The sequence below is a fragment of the Paenibacillus rigui genome (assembly GCF_002234615.1).
Lineage (GTDB): Bacteria > Bacillota > Bacilli > Paenibacillales > NBRC-103111 > Paenibacillus_S > Paenibacillus_S rigui.
In genome coordinates, this window is sequence record NZ_NMQW01000002.1 from 48,848 (window position 1) to 74,267 (window position 25,420).

The 25,420-nt window shown below is 52.0% G+C and carries 22 protein-coding genes; 2 read left to right on the forward strand and 20 right to left on the reverse strand.

All coding sequences use genetic code 11. The features are described 5' to 3' along the window. Positions 1 to 124: 124 nt before the first annotated feature. The 8 genes from CF651_RS00950 to CF651_RS00985 form a co-directional block, all read right to left on the reverse strand. The gene (locus CF651_RS00950; RefSeq protein ID WP_094012970.1) at positions 125 to 1,744 is read right to left on the reverse strand and encodes a response regulator; all 1,620 of its coding nucleotides are present in this window, start codon (positions 1,742 to 1,744) and stop codon (positions 125 to 127) included. Beyond that, complete coding sequence (locus CF651_RS00955) at positions 1,722 to 3,527, reverse strand: cache domain-containing sensor histidine kinase (RefSeq protein ID WP_094012971.1); 1,806 nt, start codon at positions 3,525 to 3,527, stop codon at positions 1,722 to 1,724. Before CF651_RS00955 ends, CF651_RS00950 begins: the two co-directional genes overlap by 23 nt. Before the next feature lie 90 nt (positions 3,528 to 3,617). Then, on the reverse strand, positions 3,618 to 5,942 hold the full coding sequence (gene yicI / locus CF651_RS00960) for an alpha-xylosidase (RefSeq protein ID WP_094012972.1): 2,325 nt from the start codon (positions 5,940 to 5,942) through the stop codon (positions 3,618 to 3,620). Between the two features lie 42 nt (positions 5,943 to 5,984). Next, positions 5,985 to 6,812 carry a carbohydrate ABC transporter permease gene (locus CF651_RS00965; protein ID WP_094012973.1) on the reverse strand — a complete coding sequence of 276 codons (828 nt, stop codon included), beginning with the start codon at positions 6,810 to 6,812 and terminating at the stop codon, positions 5,985 to 5,987. Further along, positions 6,809 to 7,696 carry a carbohydrate ABC transporter permease gene (locus CF651_RS00970; protein WP_094012974.1) on the reverse strand — a complete coding sequence of 296 codons (888 nt, stop codon included), beginning with the start codon at positions 7,694 to 7,696 and terminating at the stop codon, positions 6,809 to 6,811. Before CF651_RS00970 ends, CF651_RS00965 begins: the two co-directional genes overlap by 4 nt. Positions 7,697 to 7,781: 85 nt before the next feature. Beyond that, positions 7,782 to 9,068: an ABC transporter substrate-binding protein gene (locus tag CF651_RS00975; protein ID WP_094012975.1), complete on the reverse strand. Its 1,287-nt coding sequence runs from the start codon at positions 9,066 to 9,068 to the stop codon at positions 7,782 to 7,784. Between the two features lie 245 nt (positions 9,069 to 9,313). Then, positions 9,314 to 11,011: a dihydroxy-acid dehydratase gene (gene ilvD / locus CF651_RS00980; protein ID WP_094012976.1), complete on the reverse strand. Its 1,698-nt coding sequence runs from the start codon at positions 11,009 to 11,011 to the stop codon at positions 9,314 to 9,316. Positions 11,012 to 11,034: 23 nt separating this feature from the next. Continuing rightward, the gene (locus CF651_RS00985; protein WP_094012977.1) at positions 11,035 to 11,700 is read right to left on the reverse strand and encodes a GntR family transcriptional regulator; all 666 of its coding nucleotides are present in this window, start codon (positions 11,698 to 11,700) and stop codon (positions 11,035 to 11,037) included. 225 nt (positions 11,701 to 11,925) lie between these two features. Here CF651_RS00985 and CF651_RS00990 point away from each other — a divergent pair, with 225 nt between their 5' ends. Beyond that, on the forward strand, positions 11,926 to 13,545 hold the full coding sequence (locus CF651_RS00990) for a PucR family transcriptional regulator (protein ID WP_094012978.1): 1,620 nt from the start codon (positions 11,926 to 11,928) through the stop codon (positions 13,543 to 13,545). Here CF651_RS00990 and CF651_RS00995 read toward each other — a convergent pair. The 11 genes from CF651_RS00995 to CF651_RS01045 form a co-directional block, all read right to left on the reverse strand. Continuing rightward, complete coding sequence (locus CF651_RS00995; protein WP_094012979.1) at positions 13,542 to 13,760, reverse strand: hypothetical protein; 219 nt, start codon at positions 13,758 to 13,760, stop codon at positions 13,542 to 13,544. The two genes, CF651_RS00990 and CF651_RS00995, sit on opposite strands and share 4 nt — an antisense overlap. A gap of 19 nt (positions 13,761 to 13,779) precedes the next feature. After that, positions 13,780 to 15,207, reverse strand: coding sequence for a dihydropyrimidinase (gene hydA, locus CF651_RS01000; RefSeq protein ID WP_094012980.1), 1,428 nt, complete (start codon positions 15,205 to 15,207; stop codon positions 13,780 to 13,782). Positions 15,208 to 15,210: 3 nt separating this feature from the next. Beyond that, complete coding sequence (gene preA / locus CF651_RS01005) at positions 15,211 to 16,512, reverse strand: NAD-dependent dihydropyrimidine dehydrogenase subunit PreA (RefSeq protein WP_094012981.1); 1,302 nt, start codon at positions 16,510 to 16,512, stop codon at positions 15,211 to 15,213. Positions 16,513 to 16,538: 26 nt separating this feature from the next. Continuing rightward, complete coding sequence (locus CF651_RS01010) at positions 16,539 to 17,984, reverse strand: NAD(P)-dependent oxidoreductase (protein ID WP_245855582.1); 1,446 nt, start codon at positions 17,982 to 17,984, stop codon at positions 16,539 to 16,541. 4 nt (positions 17,985 to 17,988) lie between these two features. Then, on the reverse strand, positions 17,989 to 19,251 hold the full coding sequence (locus CF651_RS01015) for a M20 family metallo-hydrolase (protein WP_094012982.1): 1,263 nt from the start codon (positions 19,249 to 19,251) through the stop codon (positions 17,989 to 17,991). Between the two features lie 574 nt (positions 19,252 to 19,825). Next, on the reverse strand, positions 19,826 to 20,029 hold the full coding sequence (locus CF651_RS01020; protein WP_094012983.1) for a hypothetical protein: 204 nt from the start codon (positions 20,027 to 20,029) through the stop codon (positions 19,826 to 19,828). Positions 20,030 to 20,304: 275 nt separating this feature from the next. Further along, positions 20,305 to 20,826 (reverse strand): GNAT family N-acetyltransferase, encoded by a 522-nt coding sequence (locus CF651_RS01025; RefSeq protein ID WP_094012984.1) that lies wholly within the window; start codon positions 20,824 to 20,826, stop codon positions 20,305 to 20,307. A 46-nt stretch (positions 20,827 to 20,872) separates the two neighbouring features. Next, the gene (locus CF651_RS01030) at positions 20,873 to 21,385 is read right to left on the reverse strand and encodes a GNAT family N-acetyltransferase (protein WP_094012985.1); all 513 of its coding nucleotides are present in this window, start codon (positions 21,383 to 21,385) and stop codon (positions 20,873 to 20,875) included. A gap of 121 nt (positions 21,386 to 21,506) precedes the next feature. Further along, positions 21,507 to 22,223, reverse strand: a complete 717-nt coding sequence (locus tag CF651_RS01035) for a YjjG family noncanonical pyrimidine nucleotidase (RefSeq protein ID WP_094012986.1) — start codon at positions 22,221 to 22,223, stop codon at positions 21,507 to 21,509. A 94-nt stretch (positions 22,224 to 22,317) separates the two neighbouring features. Beyond that, positions 22,318 to 22,689, reverse strand: coding sequence for a hypothetical protein (locus CF651_RS01040; protein WP_094012987.1), 372 nt, complete (start codon positions 22,687 to 22,689; stop codon positions 22,318 to 22,320). A gap of 112 nt (positions 22,690 to 22,801) precedes the next feature. Further along, positions 22,802 to 23,398, reverse strand: coding sequence for a TetR/AcrR family transcriptional regulator (locus tag CF651_RS01045; RefSeq protein WP_094012988.1), 597 nt, complete (start codon positions 23,396 to 23,398; stop codon positions 22,802 to 22,804). A 265-nt stretch (positions 23,399 to 23,663) separates the two neighbouring features. On the opposite strand from CF651_RS01045, the gene CF651_RS01050 reads away from it, so the two are divergent. After that, on the forward strand, positions 23,664 to 24,068 hold the full coding sequence (locus CF651_RS01050) for a VOC family protein (protein ID WP_094012989.1): 405 nt from the start codon (positions 23,664 to 23,666) through the stop codon (positions 24,066 to 24,068). 353 nt (positions 24,069 to 24,421) lie between these two features. Here the strand turns inward: CF651_RS01050 and CF651_RS01055 are convergent, their stop codons facing one another. Beyond that, entirely contained in the window at positions 24,422 to 25,360 is a 939-nt protein-coding gene (locus tag CF651_RS01055) for a D-2-hydroxyacid dehydrogenase (protein WP_342746536.1), read from the reverse strand. Positions 25,361 to 25,420: the final 60 nt, after the last annotated feature.

Below are 25,420 nucleotides of genomic sequence, written 5' to 3' on the forward strand. Positions count from 1 at the left end.
CGTATGACCTCCCTGCGGCCATGCGGAGCTGCAATGTACGCGCGGCATTCGTGAACCCATAGAACAGAGGCTGTCCCCTTAACAGAATCGTAAAGGGATAGCCTCTTTCTTTTCTTCCAAGCCATTACGTAGCGCACACACGACTGCGGTAATCCTGAGGCGACACGCCGACATATTTTTTGAACGCTTTGCTGAAGTAATTGCTGTCATGGTAGCCAACCTTTTCGCAAACCAGTTGAATTTTGAGCTCGGTATCCGCCAGCAGCTCCTTCGCCCGCTCCATCCTTACCTTCAGGATGTACTCGTACAGGCCGCAGCCGTATTTTTGCTTGAACAGCCGGATCAGATGCTCTTTACTGAGATAATATTTGTCCGTAAAAAAAGCGATCGACAAGTCTTCGTAATAATTCGTATCGATATACGCTTTAATTTGCTCGACATTGACTTTGTCCTTCGGCTTCCGATGAAGCCTGTATTCGCGAAATAAAGCCACGAGCCACGCTGAAGCCTGCTCGACAAAGGCTTCATACTCCTTCACAGGGTAGGCAAACAACCGGTTGTACTCATGCCAGACCTCACCGAAATCGATTCCCGGGTTCGGATGCTCCGATACGATCTGCTCGACCATCAGCCGAAGCTCCGATTCGGTCTTCAACAAATCGTCGATGGTGAACAAGCCTGACGTTCGCAGCCCGCTGAACATGTCCCGAATGACATGCTCGGCATACACCTCACTGCCGGTTTCCAGCGCATGCACCAGCAAATCCTTCTTATTCCATAACGAGGGACGTTCTGTCCGGGCCTCCGGCAGCGGCTCTCGAATATAGACAGGCTCCGGGTGAAGCAGATCGGACTGCAGGAGCAACGACTTCGCTTGGGTGTACGCCCCGTCAAGCTCCTTAAGTGAGGCTGGCTCCGGCCCCATCGCTGCCATCGCCTTCACACCGAAGGTGTCACTCATCTGCTGAAGCACCTGCTTCAATTCCCACTGTGTACGCTGCAGCTCCAGACGATGGGATGTCGTCACGACGGTGACCATCTCCTGGTCATCCCGTCCGCTTTTGAAGGTGAACGCCTTGCCCAGGCTTTCCAGCAGCTCATTCATCGCATTGGTCAGCGCATAATAGCAGGCGTGCAGGTCACCCGCGAATTTGGTGCGGCATACGTCAGACATATTCAGCACGACCATCACGATGGTGTAATAAAAATGTGTACCGGATGTTGGAAGAATGAGCCCTTCCAGCTCCTTCATTTGATGAAACCGGCCGTTCTGTTCGATGATGGAGGTGAAAATTTTCTCCTTCAGCAGCGGCGAAGAAATGTTCTGAAAGATCATTTCCTCGCGCTCCCGATTTTGCTGCTCCCGTTCCTGCCCGAGCTGCTCCGCCACCTTCTGCAGCGCTTGATTCAGCTCCTGCTTCTTGATCGGCTTCAGCAAATAATCCAACGCGCCTGCCTGGATCGCGCTGCGTGTATATTGAAAATCATCGTAGCCGCTGATGACGATATATTTCGCCTCGCGCACGAGCTGTCTGGCACGCTCCAAAAATTCCACGCCGCCAAGCAGCGGCATTCGCATATCCACAAACACAAGCTCCGGCCGGTGCTCGGCCAACAGCTCCAGGCCCATTTGCCCGTTCCACGCCTCCAAAATCGTACTAAAGCCATAGGTTTCCCAGGCTCCAAGGGCGCGTATCGCCCGTCTTGCCGGATCCTCGTCATCAATAATCAGTACTTTGTACATATTGTCGTACCTCCTTTCTTACAGGCAGGTCCATGCGGATCTCCGCTCCATGCCCCGGTTCACTTGCAATCGTAAGCTCAGCCGCTTCACCGAACAGCAGCTTGATGCGGGAATATAAGTTCTTCAAGCCGATTTCATCCTGGTAATCAAGGTAATGATCGTTAAAGCTGTTTCGTACGTAGGCCAGCCTCTCCGGAAGAAACCCCGGTCCGTCGTCCTTCACCTGCAGACGGAGCCCTTCCTGCGATACGGCAGCCGTAATCTCGATATGGATCGCTTGGCTCATTTGCTCCAGCGCATGCTCGATTGCGTTCTCCAGCAAAATTTGGAGCGACATCTTCGGAATCATGCAGTCCAGCGCTTGATCGGCAATTTGTGTTTCGACATGAAGCCGGGTGCCGAAACGAGCGTGCTGGAGAATCAAATAATGGCGAATGTGCTCAACCTCGTCCGACAGCCGCACGGTTTCCCCATCCTTGATGCAGTAGCGCAGCGATGACGCAAGCGCATCCACCATCAAATGGATCGAATCCATTTCATATATAATCGCCTCGGTTGATATCGCCTGAAGCGAATTGTACAGAAAGTGCGGGTTGATTTGCGCCTCCAGCGCACGCAGCCGGGCATTCCGCTCACTGATTTTGATTTCATAGCGCTCTGCAATCAGCTCATTGATATTCACTACCATCTGATTGAATTTTTTGGATAGCTGAGCAATTTCATCCGTCCCTTTAAACTCGTAATCCAGAGTAAAATTCCCTTCGCCAAGCTGCTCGATCCGGCGGGAAAAGGTTTTCAGCCTGCTGGTAATCGCATTCGATAAAACCACAATTACGATAATAAAAAAGACGAGCAGACCGCCGCCCACCACAAGGTTCAACGTCCTCGCATTGGATGCAGCCTGATTCAGCACCGCAACCGGTGTCAGCTTGACCAGCTTCCAGTGGTAAACCTGCGAAATATGATCTATCAACACAAAGTTAGTGTTATCGGAGCTCCAGTTGGAATACTCCGCTTCTCCCTCTCTATCCTTGATGTAAGGAAGGAAATCATAATGCCCTTCGGTTCTATCCATCCCTTGCTTATAGATCAATTGATTCGACTCGTCAAAAATACCGATAAACTCCTCCGGGTTATCGGCAGCGTCGAGCAAAATTTTATTAAACTCCCGGTCGTTCAATGTAATCGAAATCGCGGCCAGCGGCGCTTTATTCGTAATGTTGATGAGTACCCTATGAAAGGTTAACCATTCCGACGAGGAAGCCGCTGTGCCTTGCGCGCCAGGCTCAATGCTGCGAAATTTCGGTCCCCGTATGGCCTCGCGATACCAGGCGGACTGCTCCGTCTCGTTATCCAGACGCTGGGTCAGATTGACCGTCTTGCGGGAAATCGTATAGCCCTGCTTCGTGAGAGGCGTATATACGGAAATTTTCTCAATATCGTCCCGGGAGTAAAACATATTTTTTATCTGATTCTGAATATACACCTGGTCCAAATAATCTCCCGACAGTAAGGAGTCCATAAATTCCGTGTCGTTTCTCGGAGACAAGCTTAAATCGTCAATTTGACCGATATACCGGTCCAAATTTTGATTGACCAGCTTGATCAGCTTCTGATTGTTCACTAAATAATTTTGCCCGTTGATCAGCACCGTCTGCCTGTACGATAAGTAAGTCAGCAGGATCACAATGAGGACCACGATCGTCGAAAAAGTAAAGATGAGCTTGTTGCGCAGCCGCCCCGTCACAAATCTTGATGCCCTTTCCGCCCATTTTGTACCCATAACCGCCTCCAACTGGTAATCCCTCAATAAAATGTATGAAATCCCCCTTGGTTCCTTCAATCGAAGGCAAGGGGGAACGCTTAAAATCAATTATAAACTTATGTGTATCGTTGCATTCGTTGAATCCGGCAGGATTCGCACACCGTGATCGCCGGTTTCTGCAGTCCCTCCGGCAACGGAAGCCACCTTTTCGATTCCGCGCAGAATCAGGCTCCAAGGCTTACCTGCCTCTAAGTCGGTAACAACCGTCAGCCGATCCTTTGTACGGTTGATAGTGATTCTCGCCGCAGGCTCGCCCTTGCGGTCCACCACTTGAGCCGTCGCGCTGCGTCCCTCCTCCAGCTCGAACAGGTGGTATTCCACGCCATCCGCATAATCGTAATCCGGACGCTGATTCACACTGCCGACCGCGACGATGGAATTTGGACGCGCCATCAGCGGAATGCTCAGGTACGAATGCTTCTCACTGTGCCATACGCCGCCCTCGAGTTTTTCACCGGTCAGGAAGTTCGTCCAGGTCCCTTTCGGCAAATAATAAGAGGACATCCCCTCATCATTGAAGATCGGAGCCACGAGCAGCGAATCCCCCAGCATATATTGGCGATCCAGCGTATCGCAGTTCGGGTCACCGGCAAATTCGAGCATCATCGCCCTCATCAAAGGCAAGCCGTATTGTGATGCGTCCGCGGCCGCGGAGAACAGGTACGGCATCAGGCTGCATTTCAGCTTCGTGAAGAAACGAAGGACATCCACTGCTTCTTCATCATAGAGCCAAGGTACCCGGTACGACTGGTTGCCATGCAGGCGGCTGTGGCTCGACAGCAGGCCGAAGCCAAGCCAACGCTTGTATAAATCTGCTGTCGAATTGCTTTCGAAGCCGCCGATATCATGACTCCAGAAGCCAAAGCCCGACATACCGAGCGATAGTCCGCCGCGCAAGCTCTCGGCCATCGATTCATACGTAGCCGTGCAATCGCCACCCCAATGGACGGGAAACTGCTGGCCTCCAACCGTCGCAGAACGAGCGAACAGCGCCGCTTCGCCTTTGCCCAGCTTTTCCTCCAGTACATCAAACACGGTTTTATTATACAAGTATGTGTAGTAGTTGTGCATCTTTTCCGGGTCCGAGCCGTCAAAATATACGACATCCGTCGGAATCCGCTCGCCGAAGTCGGTTTTGAAGCTGTCGACACCCATATCGACGAGTCTTCGCAAATGGCCTGCGAACCATTCGCAAGCTTCCGGGTTTGTGAAATCGACAATGCCCATGCCCGGCTGCCACAAGTCCCACTGCCATACGCTGCCATTCGGTCTTTTCAACAGGTAGCCCTTCTCCATACCCTCATCGAACAATCGGGAGCGCTGGGCAATGTACGGATTGATCCATACGCAAATTTTAAGTCCGCGGTCTTTCAGACGCTGAAGCATTTGCTCCGGCTCCGGGAACACCCGCTTATCCCATTCGAAGTTCGTCCATTCGAACTCCTTCATCCAGAAGCAGTCAAAATGGAACACATGCAAGGGCAAATCCCGCTCCGCCATGCCGTTAATAAACCCCGTTACCGTCTCTTCATCATAATTCGTTGTGAACGAGGTCGTAAGCCACAGGCCAAACGTCCAATCGGGTGGCAGCGCCGGCTTGCCTGTCAGCGTCGTATAATTGTCCAGCACTTGCTTTCTGGAATCGCCGCCGATAATATAATACTCCAAATATTCTCCCTTGACGCTGAATTGAACCTTCGACACTTTCTCCGAGCCGACCTCGAAGGAAACAAGCTCGGGATGATTGACGAAAACCCCGTAGCCTTTATTCGTCAAATAAAAAGGAATATTTTTATATGCCTGCTCGGAATTGGTCCCGCCGTCACGGTTCCAAATATCGATGCTTTGCCCGTTCTTCACCAGCGGCGCAAACCGCTCCCCGAGACCGTATACATATTCGCCGACCGAGAGGTTCAGCTGCTCTCTCATGTACGTTTGCTCGTCATCCCCAATAATGTACCCCATGCTTTTGAAGCCGCTTGTGGTCAGCAAACGTCCCTTGTATTCAAACCGCACTGTCCAAGGCTGGTCCTTCGCAACGCTCACGCTCAAATCCCCGCTCGTCAATCCCGCTGCCGTTGCGTCGTCGTACACCTGAACGGGATGGTCTTCCGTTGGAAAAAGCTGAAAGTGAGGTCCTTTGCGGACCTGCCCTTTATAGTGAAACATTTGCACCTTAATTACATCCGGCAAGGGGGAGGAGAATTTCACCTCAATCAGCGGCGTATCCAGCTCTCCCATTCTGTCATGAATCGGCTTCGGAGGAGCAAAGATCGTGAGTGATTTCTCCTGCGCCTCCACATCATGCACCTCAACCGGGCTTATGATTTGAAACCCTTTGCGGGTTAACCATTGTCCATCGCTAAATTTCATCCGGAAACATCCTTTCATCCACCATTTGGGGCCATGTCATTATTATCCTTTAACCGCACCCGAAACCATACCCTCAATAATGTATCTTTGCATAAACAGGAAGAAAAGTATCGGCGGAAGCGTAACCAGCACAACCGCGGTCAGCGCGAAATTCCACTCGCTCTTATACTGTCCAAAAAACTTGTACGCCGCAAGCTGCAAGGTTGCTTCCTGTCCATTCAGCATGATCAGCGGAAGCAGGAAGTCGTTCCAAATCCACATTACGTTCAAAATAATGACCGTACTGATGACAGGCATCATCACCGGCATAATGATACTGAAAAACAGCCGGTAAGGGGAGCAGCCGTCAATATAAGCACATTCTTCAAGCTCCATAGGAATGGATTTCACGAAGCCGTGAATGAGAAACACGGCCATCGGAGCGCCGAGGCCCCAGTAAATGAACGTAAGACCCGACAAGTGATTGATCAGGTGCAAATCCTTCGCCAGCTTCGTCAACGTCACCATAAACGATTGGAACGGAAGCATCATGGGAGCAATCGCCAGGAAAAACAGGAACGCGCTCAGCTTCGTCTTCGTCCGGCTCAGCTTGTAGCCAGCCATCGCTCCGAACAGCACGATACCGGCCACACTCGCAAAAGTCAGCACAAAGGTGTTCGCGAACAGCTTTGGATAATTCATTGAATTCCATACCTGCGTATAGTTGCCGAGCACCCAATGCTTCGGCCAGCTTACGACATCGGTTACGATTTCCGCATATCCTTTGAACGTATTGATAATAACAAGGAAAAAAGGATATAAGAAGGCGATAGCGAGCAACAGAAGAATGACCTCGATCGCAATCATATTGCGTTTGTCCGCTCTGGTCATGCTTCCACCTCCTTGCTTTTAAAGAACTTCACTTGAATAAACGTAATAATCAAAATGATCACGACGAACACTAACGACTTCGCCGTCGCATAGCCGAACCGGTTGTTGACAAACGCTTCGCTGTAAATGTCCATTGTCGTACTTGTCGTTGATTTCCCCGGACCGCCAAAGGTCAGTGTGAAAATAATGTCAAAAATTTTGAGGGAGTTCGAAATCGACATAAACAAGGCGACCGTAAGCGATGGAATCAACAGCGGCAAGGTAATTTTGAAAAAGCGTTGGAACGAATTTGCACCGTCGATGCCCGCCGCTTCGTTCAGATCGCTAGGAATCGCCTGTAAGCCCGTAATATAAATCATCATATAGAAGCCGACAGACTGCCAAATGCTGACGAGCACAACCGAGACGAACGCCAAATTCGGCGTCCCAAGCCAGCTCCAGTTAAAGAAATCCCAGTGCGTCCAATTGTACAGCGAAGTGAACGCGCTCGAGAATATAAATTTCCAAATGAAGCCTATAATCACGAGGCTGACAATATACGGCACAAAAAAAGCGGCACGAAGCACATTGTTCAGCTTCAGCTTTTTCGTCAGAAACACAGCAAACACCAACGCAAGTACATTCGTCCCGATGATGTTAAATACACTGAACTGTACTGTGAACAAAAAGGCTTTCAGCGCATCCTTGTCCTGCGTAAACAGCTCAATAAAGTTTTTAAAGCCGATAAACGTAATATTTTTCGAAATTCCGTTCCATTTTGTAAATGAATAATACAGCGACATCAAGAACGGAATTTCGGCCGATATCAAAATTAACAGGATGACCGGGGCTACAAAGGATAGAAACACCGCCCTGTCTTTCCATTTGTTCTTCACTACATTCATGTTGTTACACCTCGTAACCTGTCTTTAATTTGAGCTTCAGCCAGAAGCTTGTACGCATTCTGGCTGAGCCCGGATCACACTTATCTTATTTCGCCGCGGCAGCAAGCTTCGCCCACGTGCTGTTCAGTTGATCGATCGTTTGTTCCTTGTTAAGCACTTGACCTGCATACTGCTGAAGAATTTGACCTGCTTGCTGCTCATAGCCGTCTGGGTAGTAGCCTTTCACCCAAGGGTATGTTTTACCGTTCTTCAAATAATCGTTTGTTTCTTTAGCCAATTGGGCATCCGGGAACGGAGCGTCCTTGATCGTAGAAATTTGTTTCACGACATTCGGTACGAATTTTTTACCATAATCGGAAGTGGTCAGCCATTCAAAGAATTTCAATACTTCCTTCAAGTTTTTGGAATCCTTGTTGATGCGGTAAACCACGTTGGAATCGACCATCAAGCCGGCTTTGGACGCATCGTCTCCCACCGGATGAGGCAAGTAGCCCATGTCGATCTTCGGATCGATTTTGCGGATGGAATCCTCTGCCCAAGAGCCATTGTGAAGAATCGCCGCTTTGCCTTGTGCAAACAGGGCAACCGAGGAGTTAAAGTCCGTTTCGAGCGGCTTCGGATTCGAATATTTCAACGTCAGATCCAGCAGCGGGAACACGTTGCTCAGTTCCTTCAGGTCGCTCAGCTTTTTCTTGCCGCTGTTCACGTCAGCAAACGTTTGCTGATAGTTACCGCCTGTGGAGGCCATTACCGGTGTTAACGTTTGCTCCATAACCCACCACTCTTTGTAAGCATTCGCGAACGGCGTAATGCCTTTGTCCTGCAGCTTTTTCGCCGCAGCTTCGAGCTCTGCATACGTTTTCGGCAGCTCGGTAATGCCGGCGTCGGCAAACAACTTTTTATTATAGATAAAAGAGTACGATTGCAAAATGAGTGGATAGCCAAGCTGCTTGCCGTTCAGCGTTACGCCCGTTTTCGCCGTGTCGACGATGTTTTTCATAAACGGCTCGTTCGTCAGATCGTACGAATAATCCTGATAGGTAACATTGTCGTTATAGGCGCCGGTCATGAAAATATCAGGCGTGTTGCCCGAATTAATTTTCGTTTTCAGCAGCGGGAAGTAGTTATCTTGATTGATTGTTACGTTAATCGTCACGTTCGGATTTTCTTTGTGATATTGATCCGCCAGCTGATGCATCGCATCCGCCATCTCCGGAGAGTATTGGAACAGCTCCAGCGTTACCGGCTTAGAGCTGTCTCCCGATGCTGCGCCGTTCTTGGCTTCGTCCGCTGTATTGGAGCCGCAGCCGGCAATGAGCGCTGCAACCAAGGTCACTGCGGTAGCTGTGCTAAGTACACGATTTATTTTCATTTTCAGACCTTCCCTTCAAGTCGTTGTCTTGTTTTACTTCTCTAATTAAACATCGGATCGGCAAAGCGTTCCATGGAATATCGTGCAGAGATTAGGGTAAAAAAGTGTCACGTCACGATGTTCCGCTTCAACCTGAACGGCTTCCCGTCAAAAGTACCGGTCATAGCATGAACCTGTAGTATGTCCATATAAAAAAAGACGATAACGCTTCAAGCCCGCGTTATCGCCATTCATGAATCCGAGATTTATTGTTCTGTCTTCAAATCCGTCACAGCCCCTTGGGAAGCCGAAGAAACAAGCCTTGCATATTTCAGCAGCACCCCGGAATCCGCTCTCAACGGCGGCTTCACCCATCGAGCCTTTCTTGCCGCCATTTCCTCATCCGGCACATCCATATGAATTTCCTGCGTTTCACTGTCAATGGTCACGATGTCCCCCTCCTGCAGGAAGGCTATCGGTCCCCCCACCTGAGCCTCCGGAGAGACATGGCCGACAACAAATCCGTGAGATCCTCCGGAGAACCGGCCATCGGTCATGAGCGCAACCTCGCCGCCAAGCCCTTTCCCGACAATAAGCGCAGTAACGGAAAGCATCTCCGGCATCCCCGGTCCCCCCTTCGGCCCGGCATAGCGGATGACCAGCACATCCCCCTTGCGGATTTGGTTGTTGATGATCGCTTCCGTTGCTTCCGCCTCGCTATTGTACACCCGGGCAGGACCGGAAAAGCGAAGCTTGCGGAGTCCGGACATTTTCGCAACGGCACCATCCGGCGCCAGGTTCCCTCTCAGAACAACCAAGGGACCATTCGGTTTTAAAGGCTGATCCATAGGGCGGATAATTTGCTGACCATCGGCAAGCGGCTGCATAGCAGCCAAATTCTCGGCTAGCGTTTTGCCGGTGACGGTCATGCAATCGCCATGCAGAAGGCCTTGCTCCAAAAGCAGCTTCATGACGCCCGGCACCCCGCCGACGTCGCTCAAATCCTGCATCGCGTAGTTGCCGCTTGGCTTTAAGTCCGCCAGGTGAGGTACCTTCCTGCGAATCCGCTCGAAGTCGTCCAGGGTTAGATCGACTTGTACGGAATGAGCGACAGCAAGTAAATGCAGGAAGGCATTGGTCGATCCTCCCAGTGCCATGACCACTGTAATGGCGTTTTCGAACGCCTTCTTGGTCATGATATCGCGCGGCAACATATTTTTTTCCAGCAATTGCAGCACCAATCTCCCTGCTTCGGCGCATTCCACGGCTTTATGCTGTGCAATGGCCGCTGTCGATGAGGAGCCGGGTATGCTCATCCCCATCGCTTCCGCAGCCGCAGCCATCGTATTGGCCGTGTACATGCCCCCGCAAGCACCCGCTCCAGGACATACGTGGCATTCGACCTTATGAAGCTGCTCTTCACTCATTTTGCCGTCATGATATTGTCCCACCGCTTCAAACGCCGTGACAATATCAACCTCTTTGCCGTCCAAATGTCCCGGTTGAATCGTCCCGCCATATACATATACGCTTGGCAAATTCATTCGGCCGATCGCCATCAAACAGGCAGGCGTATTTTTGTCGCAGCCTCCTATCGCTACGAGCCCGTCGAACCGTTCCGCATTCACTACGATTTCGATGGAGTCGGCAATAATTTCTCTGCTCGGCAAGGAGAACAGCATCCCCTCATGCCCCATCGAAATGCCATCAGACACGGTAATCGTGTTAAAAATTAGCGGAGCGCCTCCGTGCAGGCGAACCCCCTTCTTTGCCTCGACGGCCAATTGATCAATATGCATATTGCAAGGCGTGACCTCGCTCCAGGTACTGGCTACACCGATCATCGGCTTCTTGAAATCCTCGTCTTGAAAGCCAACGGCTCGGAGCATCGCCCGGTTAGGGACTCGGTTAACCCCTTCGCTGATGACTTTGCTGCGGATGCGTAAATCTTTAGAACCTTCCATCGCTCATCGCTCCTGTCCCTTTGTCAGATTAACGCGTACAATTCCCCCATCGGTCTGATCAGGTTTTGCTTCATTACTGCCGAAGCCGTCCCGGCATCCTTTTGTTCCAATGCATCAATTAGCGCCGCATGCTCCTCAACAGAGGATCTCGTTCCGGTTACCGGCTGCTTCAGAAATACATATTTAAACCGGCGGATATGGATTTGCAGAGAAGCGCTATAGGAAGCGATATATGGATTATCGGAAGCCTCCACGATCAGATTATGAAACTGCTCGTCCCATTCCATCGCTTGGTAGGGCTGTTCCCGTTCGATAGCTTCAGAGAATCGGGCATTGAGCTCCTTGAGCTGCTCGATCTGCGCCGGCAGGATCAAGCCTGTCGCAAGCTCCGCTGCCAGAGCGTGCAGTGCCGCCAGTGTCGGATACATCTTGAGAATATCGTCCTTCTCAATCGTGCGGACTTTCGTATCCTTACCCGGATGCATCTCAACCAATCCTTGGACTTCAAGCAGCTGCAGCGCTTCTCGGACAGGTGTCCTGCTGACGCCCAAAGCCTCGGCCAGCTCAGCGTCGATCAGCTTTTCCCCCGGCTGAATCGTTCCATCGATAATCCATCGTTGAATTTGCGACAAAGCACGTTCTTTTGCAGACATTCGAACCGGAGTTGAAAAATTACTGGGAATTGGCATGCGATTCCTCCTCACATTTTATAATATGCAATATATCGCATATATATATTTTATGCAAGACATAAAATAAGCCCCTCTTAATGAAATCTGAGAGACCTCTCGCAGTTGAACCGATCCGACTTCCTTCATCTTCCCTATCGATTGGCCAACAGTGTATAATGAATAAACCAACTTTGTCATCTATATGGTACTTTACCTTACATACCAGAAAGGTAGTGATGTTCCATGGTAACCACCCTGCTGCAGTTAACCGTGAGAGACATTTTACAAAGACCTTTGTTTCGTAAGGCTGAAGCGATTGCAAGTGAGGAGGCTTTGAATCGCATCGTGCGATGGGTGCACATCATGGAAGTAACCCATGTAGGCCATTTATTAAATGGCAATGAGCTTATTTTATCCACGGGTATCGCGTGGCACGCGGATGAGGAGCTCTGCATCTCCTTCCTGCAGCAGCTTATGGACAGCGGAGCCTCGGGCTTGTGCATTGAGCTGGGGACTTACACAAAAAAACCGTTTGAAGCCATGAAACAGCTTGCACAACAGCATCATTTTCCTCTTATTTTATTCCACGAAGAAGTCCGCTACATCGATATTACCCAGGACCTGCATTCCTACTTTATTCACCAGCACCATCGCATGGTGTCTGAGCTTGAAGCCTTATCCACCCGGCTGAATCAATTGCTGCTGTCCGGCAAAGGCATGCCGGCTCTGCTCAGGCTGCTTCACGAAACAACGCAAGCCCAGGTGGCTTTCTTCCCGCTTCATGCCGAAGCCGCGTTCGTGCCGCCTTTGCCCAAGGACCAAGCCGACGGCTTCTATCAGAAATGGATCTACGGCAATCTGTTACAAGCCGCCGAAACGAAGAGCCGGTTGGCCCATCGTCCGATTCTCGCCCTCGATCATTTGCTTGCCGATTTGCTGATTCATGCGAGACAGGAGCTTAGCGAATTTCAAATTTTGGCCCTTGACCGGTGCGCGACGGCAATAGCCCAAGAAATGATGCGAACCAACTACATCGAAGAGAAACGGCGGTTTCAGGATGATGCATGGGTTATCGCCTGGCTTAACGGCAAACACACGGACCCGGAGATCCGTGATTATTTGAAGACGATGAAGCCTGCTATGAAGCTGAATCGGGCTTCCGTATGCATTTTCGATTGGAACCAAAGCAAGCATCCGTCCGGGTCCAGAGACAGGGAGACACTGTTTATTCAGAAGACGATGGTCGCGCGGGCTATTTTTGAAGGGGAAGGGTTCTATTTGCTGCCTTGCGTGCATCAGGAGCAGATCGTCTTCGTCCTGCTGGATCAACGACCGGCCCCTGACGGAAAAGCACGAATCATGAAAGCAATCTGCAGATTGCAGCAAACGGAAACGCACCAGGAGTTCCCCCTGTTCTCCTCCTTTGTCGGCATCGGAAAGGAAGTTCACCGCCTCCCCGGTATACAGGAGAGCTATGAAACCGCTCTGGAAACGCTCCGCATTCAAAAGGATATCGGGCCTTTGCCAGCTCCTTTCTACAGCGATCTGCACTGCTATAAAATCATATCCGGACTCAAGAAAGCCGGACTGCTGTCCTCGTTGATCGAAGAATATATCGAGCCAGTGGCCGCCTACGACCGGGACAAAAACGGGCAGCTGCTCAAGACATTGAACGTCTTTCTGGCGCAATCGGGAAGCAAGCAGGATACCGCCAAGGAGCTGTTCGTCGTCAGACAAACGCTGTATCATCGGTTGGATAAGCTCGCCTCGCTGCTCGGTGACGATTTCATGGAGCCGCAGAAGCGGTTGACCATTGAGCTAGCCCTTCGGGCGTATGAGTATACGCGAGGGGCCATTTCTTAAAACGGCGTCTTCGTCTTTTGTCTCAGCATGACCGAGACGAAATATTTTCTCGCATCCGCCGTTTCCAAACGAAGCGTCACCCGCTCTCCGCCGGGATGCTCCAGCGTAAGCAGAGTGCCGGTCAGATCCTCTTGAACTGCTGTGATGCGGAACTGCTGTGCGGCGTAAGCATCCAGCTTTTCTTTCTCCGCTTGAAATTGCTGATAGGCTGACATGTGCTGCACCTCCTGTCTGCTAGAGCTGGACGGCATCCTCGCCGGGGAGCAAACCGCCGGACCCTGCGGCATAGGTTCCTCTTTTCAAATACCGGCCGGCTCCCGGACGTCCGACGAACTGCTTGTCACGAACAATAAACTCCCCCCTGGACAACACGCTGACAGGCTCCCCGGTGACGGACATCCCCTCAAAGGGGTTATAATCTACATTCATATGATGAGTGTCGATGGAAAGCGTACGCTTCGCCAACGGATCGAACAAGACGAGGTCGGCGTCGCTGCCTACGGCAATCGTCCCTTTTTGCGGAAAAAGACCGAACAGCTTCGCCGCCCGTGTCGATACGAGCTCCACGAATTGATTCAGCGAGATTCGCCCTTTCGTTACACCTTCCGAATACAGGATGGTGAACCGATCCTCAATGCTCGGTCCGCCGTTCGGGATTTTACTGAAGTCTCCGCGCCCCAGCTCCTTCTGACCTCTAAAATTAAACGAGCACTGATCGGAGCCGATTGTCTGAAGCTGCCCGTTCTTCAGTGCATTCCACAGCACCTCTTGGTGAAACCTTTCACGGAGCGGCGGAGACCACACATATTTGGCTCCCTCGAAATCAGGCAGCTCCAGGCTGGATTGGTCCAATACGAGGTATTGCGGACACGTCTCTCCCCATACATCGAAGCCCATTTGCCGAGCCTCCGCAATTTGCTGCACGGCTTCCGCACAGGTTACATGCACCACATAAAGTCTCGCATTGTTGGCAAGCGCCGCGAGCTTCGCCGCTCTTCCTGTGGCTTCCCCCTCGATCTCGGACGGCCGCGTCAACGCATGGTAGATCGGGTCGGTATTGCCTTCCGCCAGCGCTTTGCGGACCAAATAATCAATGACATCGCCGTTCTCTGCGTGAACCATGACCAAGGCTCCGAGCTCCTTGGCGGCGAGCAGCGTTCTGAACAAAGTACCGTCGTCGGCTTGAAATACATTCTTGTAAGCCATGAACACCTTCAGCGACGTGATGCCCTCTTCGACTATGATCCGAGGCAGCTCGGCCAGCACCTCTTCATTCATCTCGCCGATCATCAGATGAAAGCCGTAATCGATTACCGCTTTGCCCTTCGCTTTCTCATGCCACGTCCGAATCGATTGACGGAGCGGAACCCCTTTTTGCGTCAAACAAAAATCAATGACTGTCGTCGTGCCGCCAAAGGCCGCCGCCATCGTTCCGGTCTCGAAATCATCCGCCGTCACCGTACCTCCGAATGGCATATCCAGATGTGTGTGCGGGTCTACTCCGCCGGGAAAGACGAGGTACCCCTCCGCTTCAATCATTTCCGCATCTCCTTCCTCAAGCCCCCGGCCGATTGCCTGGATGATGCCGTCCTCGATGAGCACATTCGCCTGATACCTGTCGGTTGCGGTCACGATCGTTCCGTTCTTGATTAGCTTGGCCATAGCTCACACTGCCTCCTTCGAATCGCTGGATTTCGGATTCGCCCGGGTGATGTCCGCAATCGCTTCCTGTCTTTCGTTCCAGGTCAGCGGCGGCTGTTCAGAAGGAACCTCCACCATCGTAATAGCTCCATCCACCGGACATACAATAGCGCACAAATTGCAGCCTACGCAATCCTCCTCCCGAACCTGCAAATAGCTCTTGCCATAAGGGTCCGTCAGCCTATCGATGCATTGGTGCGACGTGTCCTCGCAGGCGATATGGCATTTGTTGCAGTTAATACAGGTGTCGGTATCAATACGGGCCACGACCTGATAATTCAGGTCCAGGTTCCCCCAGTCCGAGTATCGGGATACGGATTTACCAATCAACTCGGTAACGGAGGCTAGCCCCAACTCATCCAAATAATTGTTCAGCCCGTCGATCATATCTTCAACGATACGGAAGCCGTGATGCATTGCTGCCGTGCAGACCTGGACGCCTGTCGCGCCCATGAGTAAAAATTCGGCCGCATCCTTCCAATTGGAGATGCCGCCGATACCCGAAATCGGTACGTTGATCTGCGGATTGCGGGCACATTCCGCCACCATATTGAGCGCAATCGGCTTCACGGCCGGACCGCAATAGCCGCCGTGGGCCCCCTTGCCTCCGACATGGGGAATCGTATTCCAGCTGTACAGATCGACTCCCGCCAGGGAATTAATCGTATTGATCATGGAAATGGCATCCGCCCCGCCTCGAACCGCCGCCTTAGCCGTCGCGGTAATATCGGTTATATTCGGCGTCAGCTTCACAATGACCGGTGTCGATGCCGCTTCCTTGGCCCACATTGTTTGCGCCTCGACCAAATCCGGCTGCTGGCCGGAAGCAGAGCCCATGCCGCGTTCGGCCATCCCGTGGGGGCAGCCGAAGTTCAGCTCCAAGCCGTCGACCCCGACGGCTTCCACTTTTTTGACAATTTCATGCCACTTTTCCCGCTTCGGCTCCACCATCAAGGAGACGACGACAGCATGGCCCGGAAATCTTTTTTTCGTCTCGTAAATTTCTCGCAGATTGACGTCCAAGGGCCGGTCCGTGATCAGCTCAATGTTATTGAAGCCCGCTACACGCTGACCTCCAAAGTGAACCGCAGCGAATCGGGAAGATGTATTAATGATCGGGTCCCCCAAGGTTTTCCATACCGCACCGCCCCAGCCTGCCTCAAAAGCCCGCTGTACCTGATACCCCGTATTGGTTGGGGGCGCACTTGCCAGCCAGAAGGGATTCGGGGAAACAATACCTGCCAAATTGATTTGTAAGTCCGCCATAAGGTGTGCCCTCCCTGTATTTGGTTTTAAGCCGATGCGGATTCCGATTCCGATTCAGATTCTGACGGCGAAGCCGCCCCGGATTCGGCCGCCTGCCTGGAAGGGCCGGAGCGCTCGGCAGCCATCAGCTGCTTGTAGATTGCATAGGCCGCTTGCTTCCCTTGCTGTGCGGCGGAAACCACCATCGCCTCGCCCTGACCTTCGCCAAAAATGACATCACCCGCTGCAAAAATGAGCGGATCGGACGTCCGGCATGTCTCCATATCAATACGAACCACACCTCTTGTATGCTCTAAGCCCAGCTGTTCGACAAGCGGCACATAGCGGGTCTGGCCGATGGCCTTAATAACCGCGTCCACCTCGACCTGAAACTCCGAGCCTTGCACAGGCACCGGGCGTTTCCTTGCCGATCCTCCTGCTGTCTCCAGCTGCATCCGAATGCATTCGAGGGCAATCACCTTGCCGTCCGCATCCCCTATGATGCGGCTCGGCGCCGTCAACCAGCGGAACTCCACGCCATCCCGCTTCGCGAAATCGAATTCGAAATCATAGGCCGTCATTTCCTCCTGCGAACGCCTGTAAACGATTTGTACCTTTGCGGCACCCAATCGAACGGAACAGGTCGCCGCATCGATCGCGGTATTGCCCGCACCGATGATTGCCACACGCTTCCCAACAAGCTCTGTTGAAACGGATGCTTTCGTCGATTCCACGAAATCGATGGCATCATAGACCCCTAGCAGCTCCTCCCCTTCAATCCCGAGCATCGGCACCTTGGACATCCCCACGGCCAGCACAATCGCATGATAGCTCCGCTTTAACTCCTCAATGCTCACATCACGGCCTACCAAGGTGCGCAAACGAAATTCAACTCCGAGCTTGCGCACCTGCTCCACCTCCCACAGCGATACTTCCTGCGGAAGCCGGAAGGAAACGATACCGTAGGTATCCAGCCCTCCCGCCTGCTCCTTGGCCTCAAACACCGTGACTGCGAACCCGAACCGGGCCAGCTCCCGTGCCGCCGACAACCCGGCAGGTCCGCCTCCGATGACGGCAACCTTCTTCCCGTTGCTTGTGCCTGCGGCAAACAGCGTTTGCTCGTTTCGGATGGCCCAATCGGTTGCGTATCTTTGCAGGTCGCCGATCCCTATCGGCTTGGAGGAATGATTCAGAACGCAAGCCCCCTCGCACAGCTCCTCCGTGGGGCATACCCTGGAGCAGCTGGCACCTACCGGATTGGCCTCCATGATGGTCCGAGCCGAGCCTTTCATATTGCCGGAGGCGATCTTTTTAATAAAGGACGGGATGTCAATACCCGTAGGGCACGCTTTAATACAGGGAGCGTCATAACAGTACAAGCAGCGGTTCGATTCCTCCATGGCTTCCTTCGGCCTCATGGCGGCCTTGACTTCGGCAAAATTACGTTTTAAATCTTCAACGGAAATAAACGATTGATTCATTCTTTGACCCATGCAATCATCCTCCCTCCCGGGTACTCAACCGCTTAGCCGTACGGTACAGCAGCTCCGCCCCTAACGCAATATCCTCCGGATTCGAATATTCCATCGGGTTATGACTGATGCCGTCCTTGCATCGAACAAAAATCATGCCGTAATCGCACACATAAGACATCGTTAACGAGTCATGGAACGGTCCGCTCATCAGCTCCGGCGGTATCATCCCCATCTGTGCCGCCTGTTCTCGCATCACGTCCTTGATCGATTCCGCACAATATCTCGGTTCACTGTTCGTATCCTCCTGAACCGTGTAAGTCAGCCCGTGCTCTTGAGCCACATCATCCATACGCTTCCGAAGCTGTGCTTCCAGCCGATGTCGCCGGCTCAGATCGATATCCCGCAAATCTACGGTGAAGGTGACCTTCTCCGGAATGATGTTGCGTGAATCCGGGAACACCTTCATGCTTCCTACCGTGCCGACGGTAGGCGCTCCCGGCTTCTGCTGCACCAATTCATTGAGTGCTACGATCACCTTCGCGCTGCCTACCAGCGCATCGTGCCGCATCGGCATCGGGACCGAGCCGGCGTGTCCGGCAAAGCCGGTCATTTCCACGGTGAGCCATAGCGGCCCGGAAATACCGGTTACGATGCCGATCGGCGCATCCAGCGCTTCCAGCACCGGCCCCTGCTCGATGTGCAGCTCGAGAAAGGCGGCTATGCGCCCGGGCTCGAAGCGGTAGGACGCGAATCGCGCCGGATCGCAGCCGAATTCGATCAATGCCTCCCGGCGGCTTATCCCGTTCTTGTCGGTACGCTCCAGCTCCCCCTCCTCCAGCTTCCCGGTCATTCCCCTTACGCCGAAGAGTCCTTTATTAAACCGGCAGCCTTCTTCATCACAAAAAGCAACAACCTCAATATTGCAATCCGGCACCCAGCCTTCCTCCCGCATCGTCTGAACGGCTTCAATGGCTCCCAGCACCCCGATGACACCGTCGAACCGTCCTCCGTACGGTTGGGAATCAATGTGCGAGCCCAGCATCAGCACAGGTGCATCCGGATTTCGCCCGTTCCATACGCCGATCAGGTTGCCGAACGGGTCGATCCTTGTTTGCAAGCCTGCTTCTTCCATCCAAGCTGCGACAAGCTCTACCCCCTGCCGGTCTTCCTTCGACAAGGCGAGGCGGCATACGCCGGTCTCACCGATCTTTCCAACGAGGGACAGCTCTTCAATCTTGTTGTGCAGCCTTGCTGCATGAATGGTCAGCTTCGGTATAGAAGGCATCGAAGTTCATCCTTTCTCTCACGCGATGGAAAAAAGGGACCGCAGCAGCAGACATTTCTTCTACTTCTACGATCCTCTCCCGTTGTCACGCTTACTTCTTATTCGCATCCTGCAAAATCGTTCTATCGATAGAACCGCCCAAATCCGCCGCTTTCTTAATCAAACCGTATTCAGTGCGATATCCGCCGTTCGTTTCACCGACTCATCCCCGAACATCCCCCACCCGTTCATCCTTGTACCCCTCCGGGGATAATTTCCACATCCAGCCCTTCATCCCGGAAAAAGCCTTTTCCTTGGCGTCATAAATGCCTGCGAATTGAGCTTGAGGCACCCATTTCAATCTTCTTCATCGGTGCAGGCGCGGGTGTCGCATCTTTCGTTGGCACGTTCCGGGGGAAGGCGCAGCCGTTGAGGCCGGGGCGGCTTTTTGCTCGAGCATGTGGAAATCGTCATTAGCACGAATACGATACTAAGCGATACAGCGGCTTGCCAGACATGGTTTCCTTTCTCATGCGGATCAATCCTCTCCTAATTCATATTCTTCTATAGAAAAGATGATGACATTCCAAGATGATCAGGAGTTACCTAAGCCTGTTTCAGGCGTTACCGGTAGGAGACATGCCATGGAATACAAAACCGTTCTACACATGAACCACGTAACAACCTGAAACTGAACATCACGGAGAGCCGTCACCTCCTGCCCCTTCTTACCGAACACCATGGACACGCCATCCACCAATATTTCCACCTGTCGATCCGGCTCCACGAACGAATGCATCCCGCTTCCTCCTTCGCAGGTTTTATGTAAGCTATTAGACATTTTTAATAACTATTTACGTTAAATTATATTACACGTATATTTTTTTTCATTATACAACCTGTTATAAAATAAGGCGGCGCATTTGACACTATGTAAAATCTTTGAAAATAAAAAAAACGCCTTGCGGCGTCCTCGTCCTCGGGTGACCCTATACGTCTGTACATGGAGAGGGAGTCAGTGTGGGTTCCATCCGATTTCTCATCCATTCAGAGCAGGCCCCCGACCGGACCGAATCATACTCGTCGGTTATCCCTATGGATTGCATACAAATAAGTTTTGAAATCTCGATTCCTTGCATTATTGAACTCTGTCTCCAGGGTCATTCCCAGCTTTTCTGCAACCCTACGCGACGCCGTATGATCGTAGGCCATATTTGCGACCAGGCGATCCAGCTTCGCCACTTCAAAGCCGTACTCCAAGCAAGCTTTCGCTGCTTCATAGCCATACCCTTGCTCCCAATAGGCATGATCGATAATGTAACCCAGATCATTTTCCGTCTTGCCGTTAATGACAGCTTTCACAATGCCGCAATCCCCGATCATGCGACCGCAGTCCTTCAGAGTCACGACCCATCTTCCGAAGCCCCATTCTCTGTAATGGTGGAGGTTGCGTTCGATCCAGCCTTTCACCTGGTCCTCGTCGAATGGCTTCGGCCAAAACCGCATCGTCATTTCACTTGTGAACATACTTAGCGCTACTGGCAGATCCGCCTCCGTATACTCCCTCAACAGTAGTCGTTCCGTCGTTATCTTCATCCCTGCGCCTCCTCCGATTCGTTTCCTTCTTTTGTAAGATATCAATTCATCTATCATAATAGTACGCCATATGCAGCTCGTCTAGGCTTTTCCCATTTACCTTGAGTGCATTTCGCTCGGTACCGTACGTTTGAAAGCCTAATTTGGTATACAACGCCACGGCCGCTTCATTCGTCGTGACCACGCACAGACTGATTTGATCCAGCCCCTCCAATGCTCTGCCTCTTTCGAGAATTTCTCGCATCAGTTGTCTGGCGATTCCCTTTCCCTGATAGGCCGGAGTTACATATACACCCCATATCATCGCTTTATGCTGCAGCTTGATCCGTCGTTCCCGCACAAAGCCTGCCATCCCTACGATATGCCGTTCTTCGTTAAAAGCCCCAAGGATATAATCCTCCTCGGTATTGTTCATCCGCTGCTTCACTTCCGCCATAGTCAAAGGCACAGATTCCTCATACGAGGAGCCGAATGACTCCGGACTTACCCGAAGCCCCTCCAGCCTTAAGCTCCAGTACAGTGCCGCCTGCTCTGGAGCGACATTCTTCATCGTTATCATGCCTCGCCCTTCCTTTCTCCGGCTTACCTTCGTGTCCGCTCTCCATGACGGCAAGCTGCTGCTCCAGCTCGGCTTCCATCTCTTTTCTACCAGCGGCAACGGCGAGAATCGTGAATTATTGTCATACTCCGCTGCCTGATCTCTTGGATTGAAGAATGGCCTTGAGCTCGGACAGCTGTGCGATTTCATAGGTTGGTTGAATTTCTGATATATTCCTCTTGTCCTTCGGATTGAACCAGCAGGTGTCGATACCGTAGTTGATGCCGCCACGAATATCTGAGGTTAATGAATCACCAACCATCAGCACTTTATTTTTTTCGACAAAGCCTAATCGTTCCATCGTATATTCAAAAATGGCTGCCTGCGGCTTCTGGACACCGGCGTCCTCGGAAACAACAATCAGCTCGAACGCTTCAGACAGAGCCGAAAGCCCGATCCGCCCAAGCTGCACCTCTTTAATCCCGTTCGTTATGACAGCTAGCCGGTACCCGTCCGACTTCAAATATTCGCACAGCTCAACGGCCCCATCGATTAAAAACGCACTTGCCGCCAAATGCTGCAGATACGTTTCGCTAAATTGCTCCGGATGGATATCCACCTTAAGCTGATGTCTTTCAAAAAGCCTTTTGAATCTTTCCGAGCGAAGCAAGTTTAACGTTACCGTTCCCAGCTCAAATTCATTCCATAGCTGTTGATTTATCGTTCTATAGCTCTCGATGAGCTCAGGGCTGCATTCGAGAGGGATATTTCCAAAAGCACGCTCCAATGCAAAGGCTTCCGCTGCGGAGTAATCGAATAAAGTATCATCTGCATCGAATAAAATGACTTCGTAAGACATCAAAATTCCTCCTTAAAAATGCATAGCCTTGACCACCCGGTCATAACACCTTAGCTGCGTACCTGCCTGGGATAGCGGTCATGCTCTTTTTTCCTCACTGGCTCTTTTCATAAGCAGTAAGCCATTCCTTTCCAGTCGACCACTGCTTTATCGGATTGCGCTCCCCCAAAATATCCGCGCACGCCTTCGCCATAATCCATTCCTTCAACCCGTTGTGCTCACTTTTCTTAAGCTCCGCCGTTAAATATTCGAAACCGTCCTGCCCTTGATTGACAATACTCTGATAAGCATCCGCGTTTGCACGAATAGAATCGCCCGGATTGCTGGACACGGACGTCATCTGATTATTTACGAGAAGTTGAAGCTGTTTTTCAATAGTTGCGGTTGGGCTTGGACTCGCCTTCGCCTGACAAGACGTCAGCAGCAGCGCCATAACAACACACACGATGAAGCCTGATTTGTGCATAGCAGCAGTCTCCCTCCTTGCTACCTAAAGGTATTCGCGTCTTTAGTTTTTGAGCGAAGTGTCCAACAACAGATATTCGCTGGTCCGGTAAAACAGTGGTAGGCGACTCGTACTAATGTAAAGCGAGTACGCGTTTGATGATCTCCTTCACGAACTGATCGCCAATCGGTTCACGTGCGAACCAGCGGCGGTAGAACAGTGGCCCCAGCAGGGCTGCGACAATCGTTGACACATCGGTGTCTGCCGGCAGCTCGCCCCTGCCTACCGCGCGCTGCAGGACCTCTCGCAGGGGGGCCGCGTGGCCGTGCTGAATCCGACTGTGGATTTCCGCGAACTCTGGATTTCGCTCGGCAGTGTCGACGATTGACGGCAGGATGAAAGACCAATTCGCCGTCGGTAGCAGGTGCGCGATTTCCATCAGGATAGCCGTAACATCACCTTCGAGTGAGCCGGTGTCTGGCGTTTCCTGCTCTGTTATCATCCGTGAACAGGCGTCGATCACCAGTGCTTCCCTCGTCGGCCAGTGACGGTAGATCGTCGTCTTTGCGACCCCGGAGCGACGCGCCACCTCGTCGACGGTGAAGCTAGCTACACCGCTTTCGCTGAGCAGTTCAAACGCAGTGGTCAGGACGACATGTCGTGACCGTTCGACGCGTCTATTCAAATTGGCCGACGGCACACGTTCGGATTTCTTATACGTAGTCACCATCTTCCCTCCAACATAAAAGTACTTGAACTGTGATTCATTGCCTTAAAATAAAAAGTCCTTCACATTATACCATGGAAGCATCCTTATCGCCGGGGATTTCGGCTTGCCATTACAGCACTCCTTGTTTGTGCTTCAGTGAGGCAAAGAAGCATTTTCGAGCACTGTATTTGTTTGTCATCCGGTCACTTGTATTTTCCTGCCCAATATGTTACGCTACGATACAGTATCGTAGCGTTTATTTCTATTATTGAAAGGATGATTTCTCGTGAATTTCGCTTCTGTACGCATCATTACTGACGACTTGGATCGACTCGTCATGTTCTATGAGAAAGTCACATGTGTTTCGGCGAAGCGCCCCGCGCCAGTCTTCGCAGAGTTCGTTCTGCCGTCGTGTACCCTGGCGATCGGCCACAGCCAGACGGTGCAGCTGTTCGGCGCCGGTTCCGCGCGCGCGGCCGACAACCACACAGTCATCATTGAGTTTCTCGTCCACGACGTCGATGCCGAGTTCACGCGCTTGAAGCCACTTGTCGACGAGTGGGTACAGGAACCGACTACGATGCCATGGGGGAACCGCTCTGCACTGTTTCGCGACCCCGACGGCAATCTCGTCAACCTCTTCGCGCCGGTTACCGAGGAAGCGCTCGAGCGGTTCAGCGGCAGGCATTGACAGACCACGTTCCTACCTAAAGCGTACTAATGAAGTTCGCGACTGAAACTCTCCTACCCGACGTGAGACGTATCAAGGCAGGTAGTTTCCTCAGGTCGGGTGCTGGCGGGTGCTGAAGCTCTCGGGACCGTTAATTGGATGAATGAGAACAGCGGCAGGTCTAAGACTTTATTTTTAAGTCTTGGTCCGCCGCTGTTTCTTTTAACGGATCAAGTATCTGATTCTGCTTCGCATCCTAAGTCGCCACTGCCGTATAGCCGCTTTCTGCCCCAGACCGAACACCGCCCCGCTACGAAAAATCGGCCCTGCTCGTAACCCGGCTCGGATACAGCCATTTCCAGCCCCGCCCCCTATCAATACCCTAGCTGCAGATTCACTTTATGCTCGGCAGAAAGTTCACCTTGCTCCACGCCTTCGAGCACTTTGAGAAAATCCCTCGCGGCCTCTTCCGGGCCTGTAACGGCTGAAATATGCGGAGTGATTCGAATCCCGGCATGACTCCACAACGGAGAATGAACCGGCAACGGCTCCTCTTCGAAAACGTCCAGAACCGCCACTCTTACTTGCCCTTGGTCGACGGCATTCAGCAAAGCATTTGGACAAACAGAAGCGCCCCGACCTACATTTATAAAACCGCACTGCTTCATCCTGGCAAAAAAAGCTTCGTTGACGACAGATTCCGTCTCTTTCGTCAGCGGCAGCGTATTAATAACCCAATCGGCCGTTTCCAAGTACTCACCGCTTGCTTCCATCGTCACATTTCGTACAAAATGAGCCTTGCGGCTGCCGCCCCTCGATACGCCGGTTACCTCCATACCGAAAAATTCCAGACTGCGAGCAACCTCCTGGCCTATCGTACCTGTGCCCAGAATAACAGCTCTTTGCCCCCGCAGCGATCGGGGCGGTACAGGCCCCCAGCTTTTCATCTGCTGCTGGCGTGCGAACGTATCGCGGTGCTGGGCATCCGCCAGGATACAGCTTAAGCAATATTCACTGATTTGCTGTCCGAAGGCCCCGATCGTTCTCGTTAACAGCACATTCGGGTTCCATGCAGGATGCTGCAAGAAAGCGTCAACCCCAGCTCCCAAAGCATGAATCCATTTCAAGCCTTCCGGTCGAAACTGCGCCGCAGGGCGAAAACCGACAAACGCATCGGCCCACTCATAGTCCGCTGTATTAACCTCTGACTCCTGTATGAAGCGAAACTGTTTATCTGTTCGACCCCGGAGCAGCGGCTCAAGCTCAAGATATAGCCTTCCGGTTACCAAAATGTGGTTTATGTTCATCTTCATTCTTTACCTCCGCTTATAGATCAATCCATTCACACCAACGAAAAAACCCGCGATACTTGA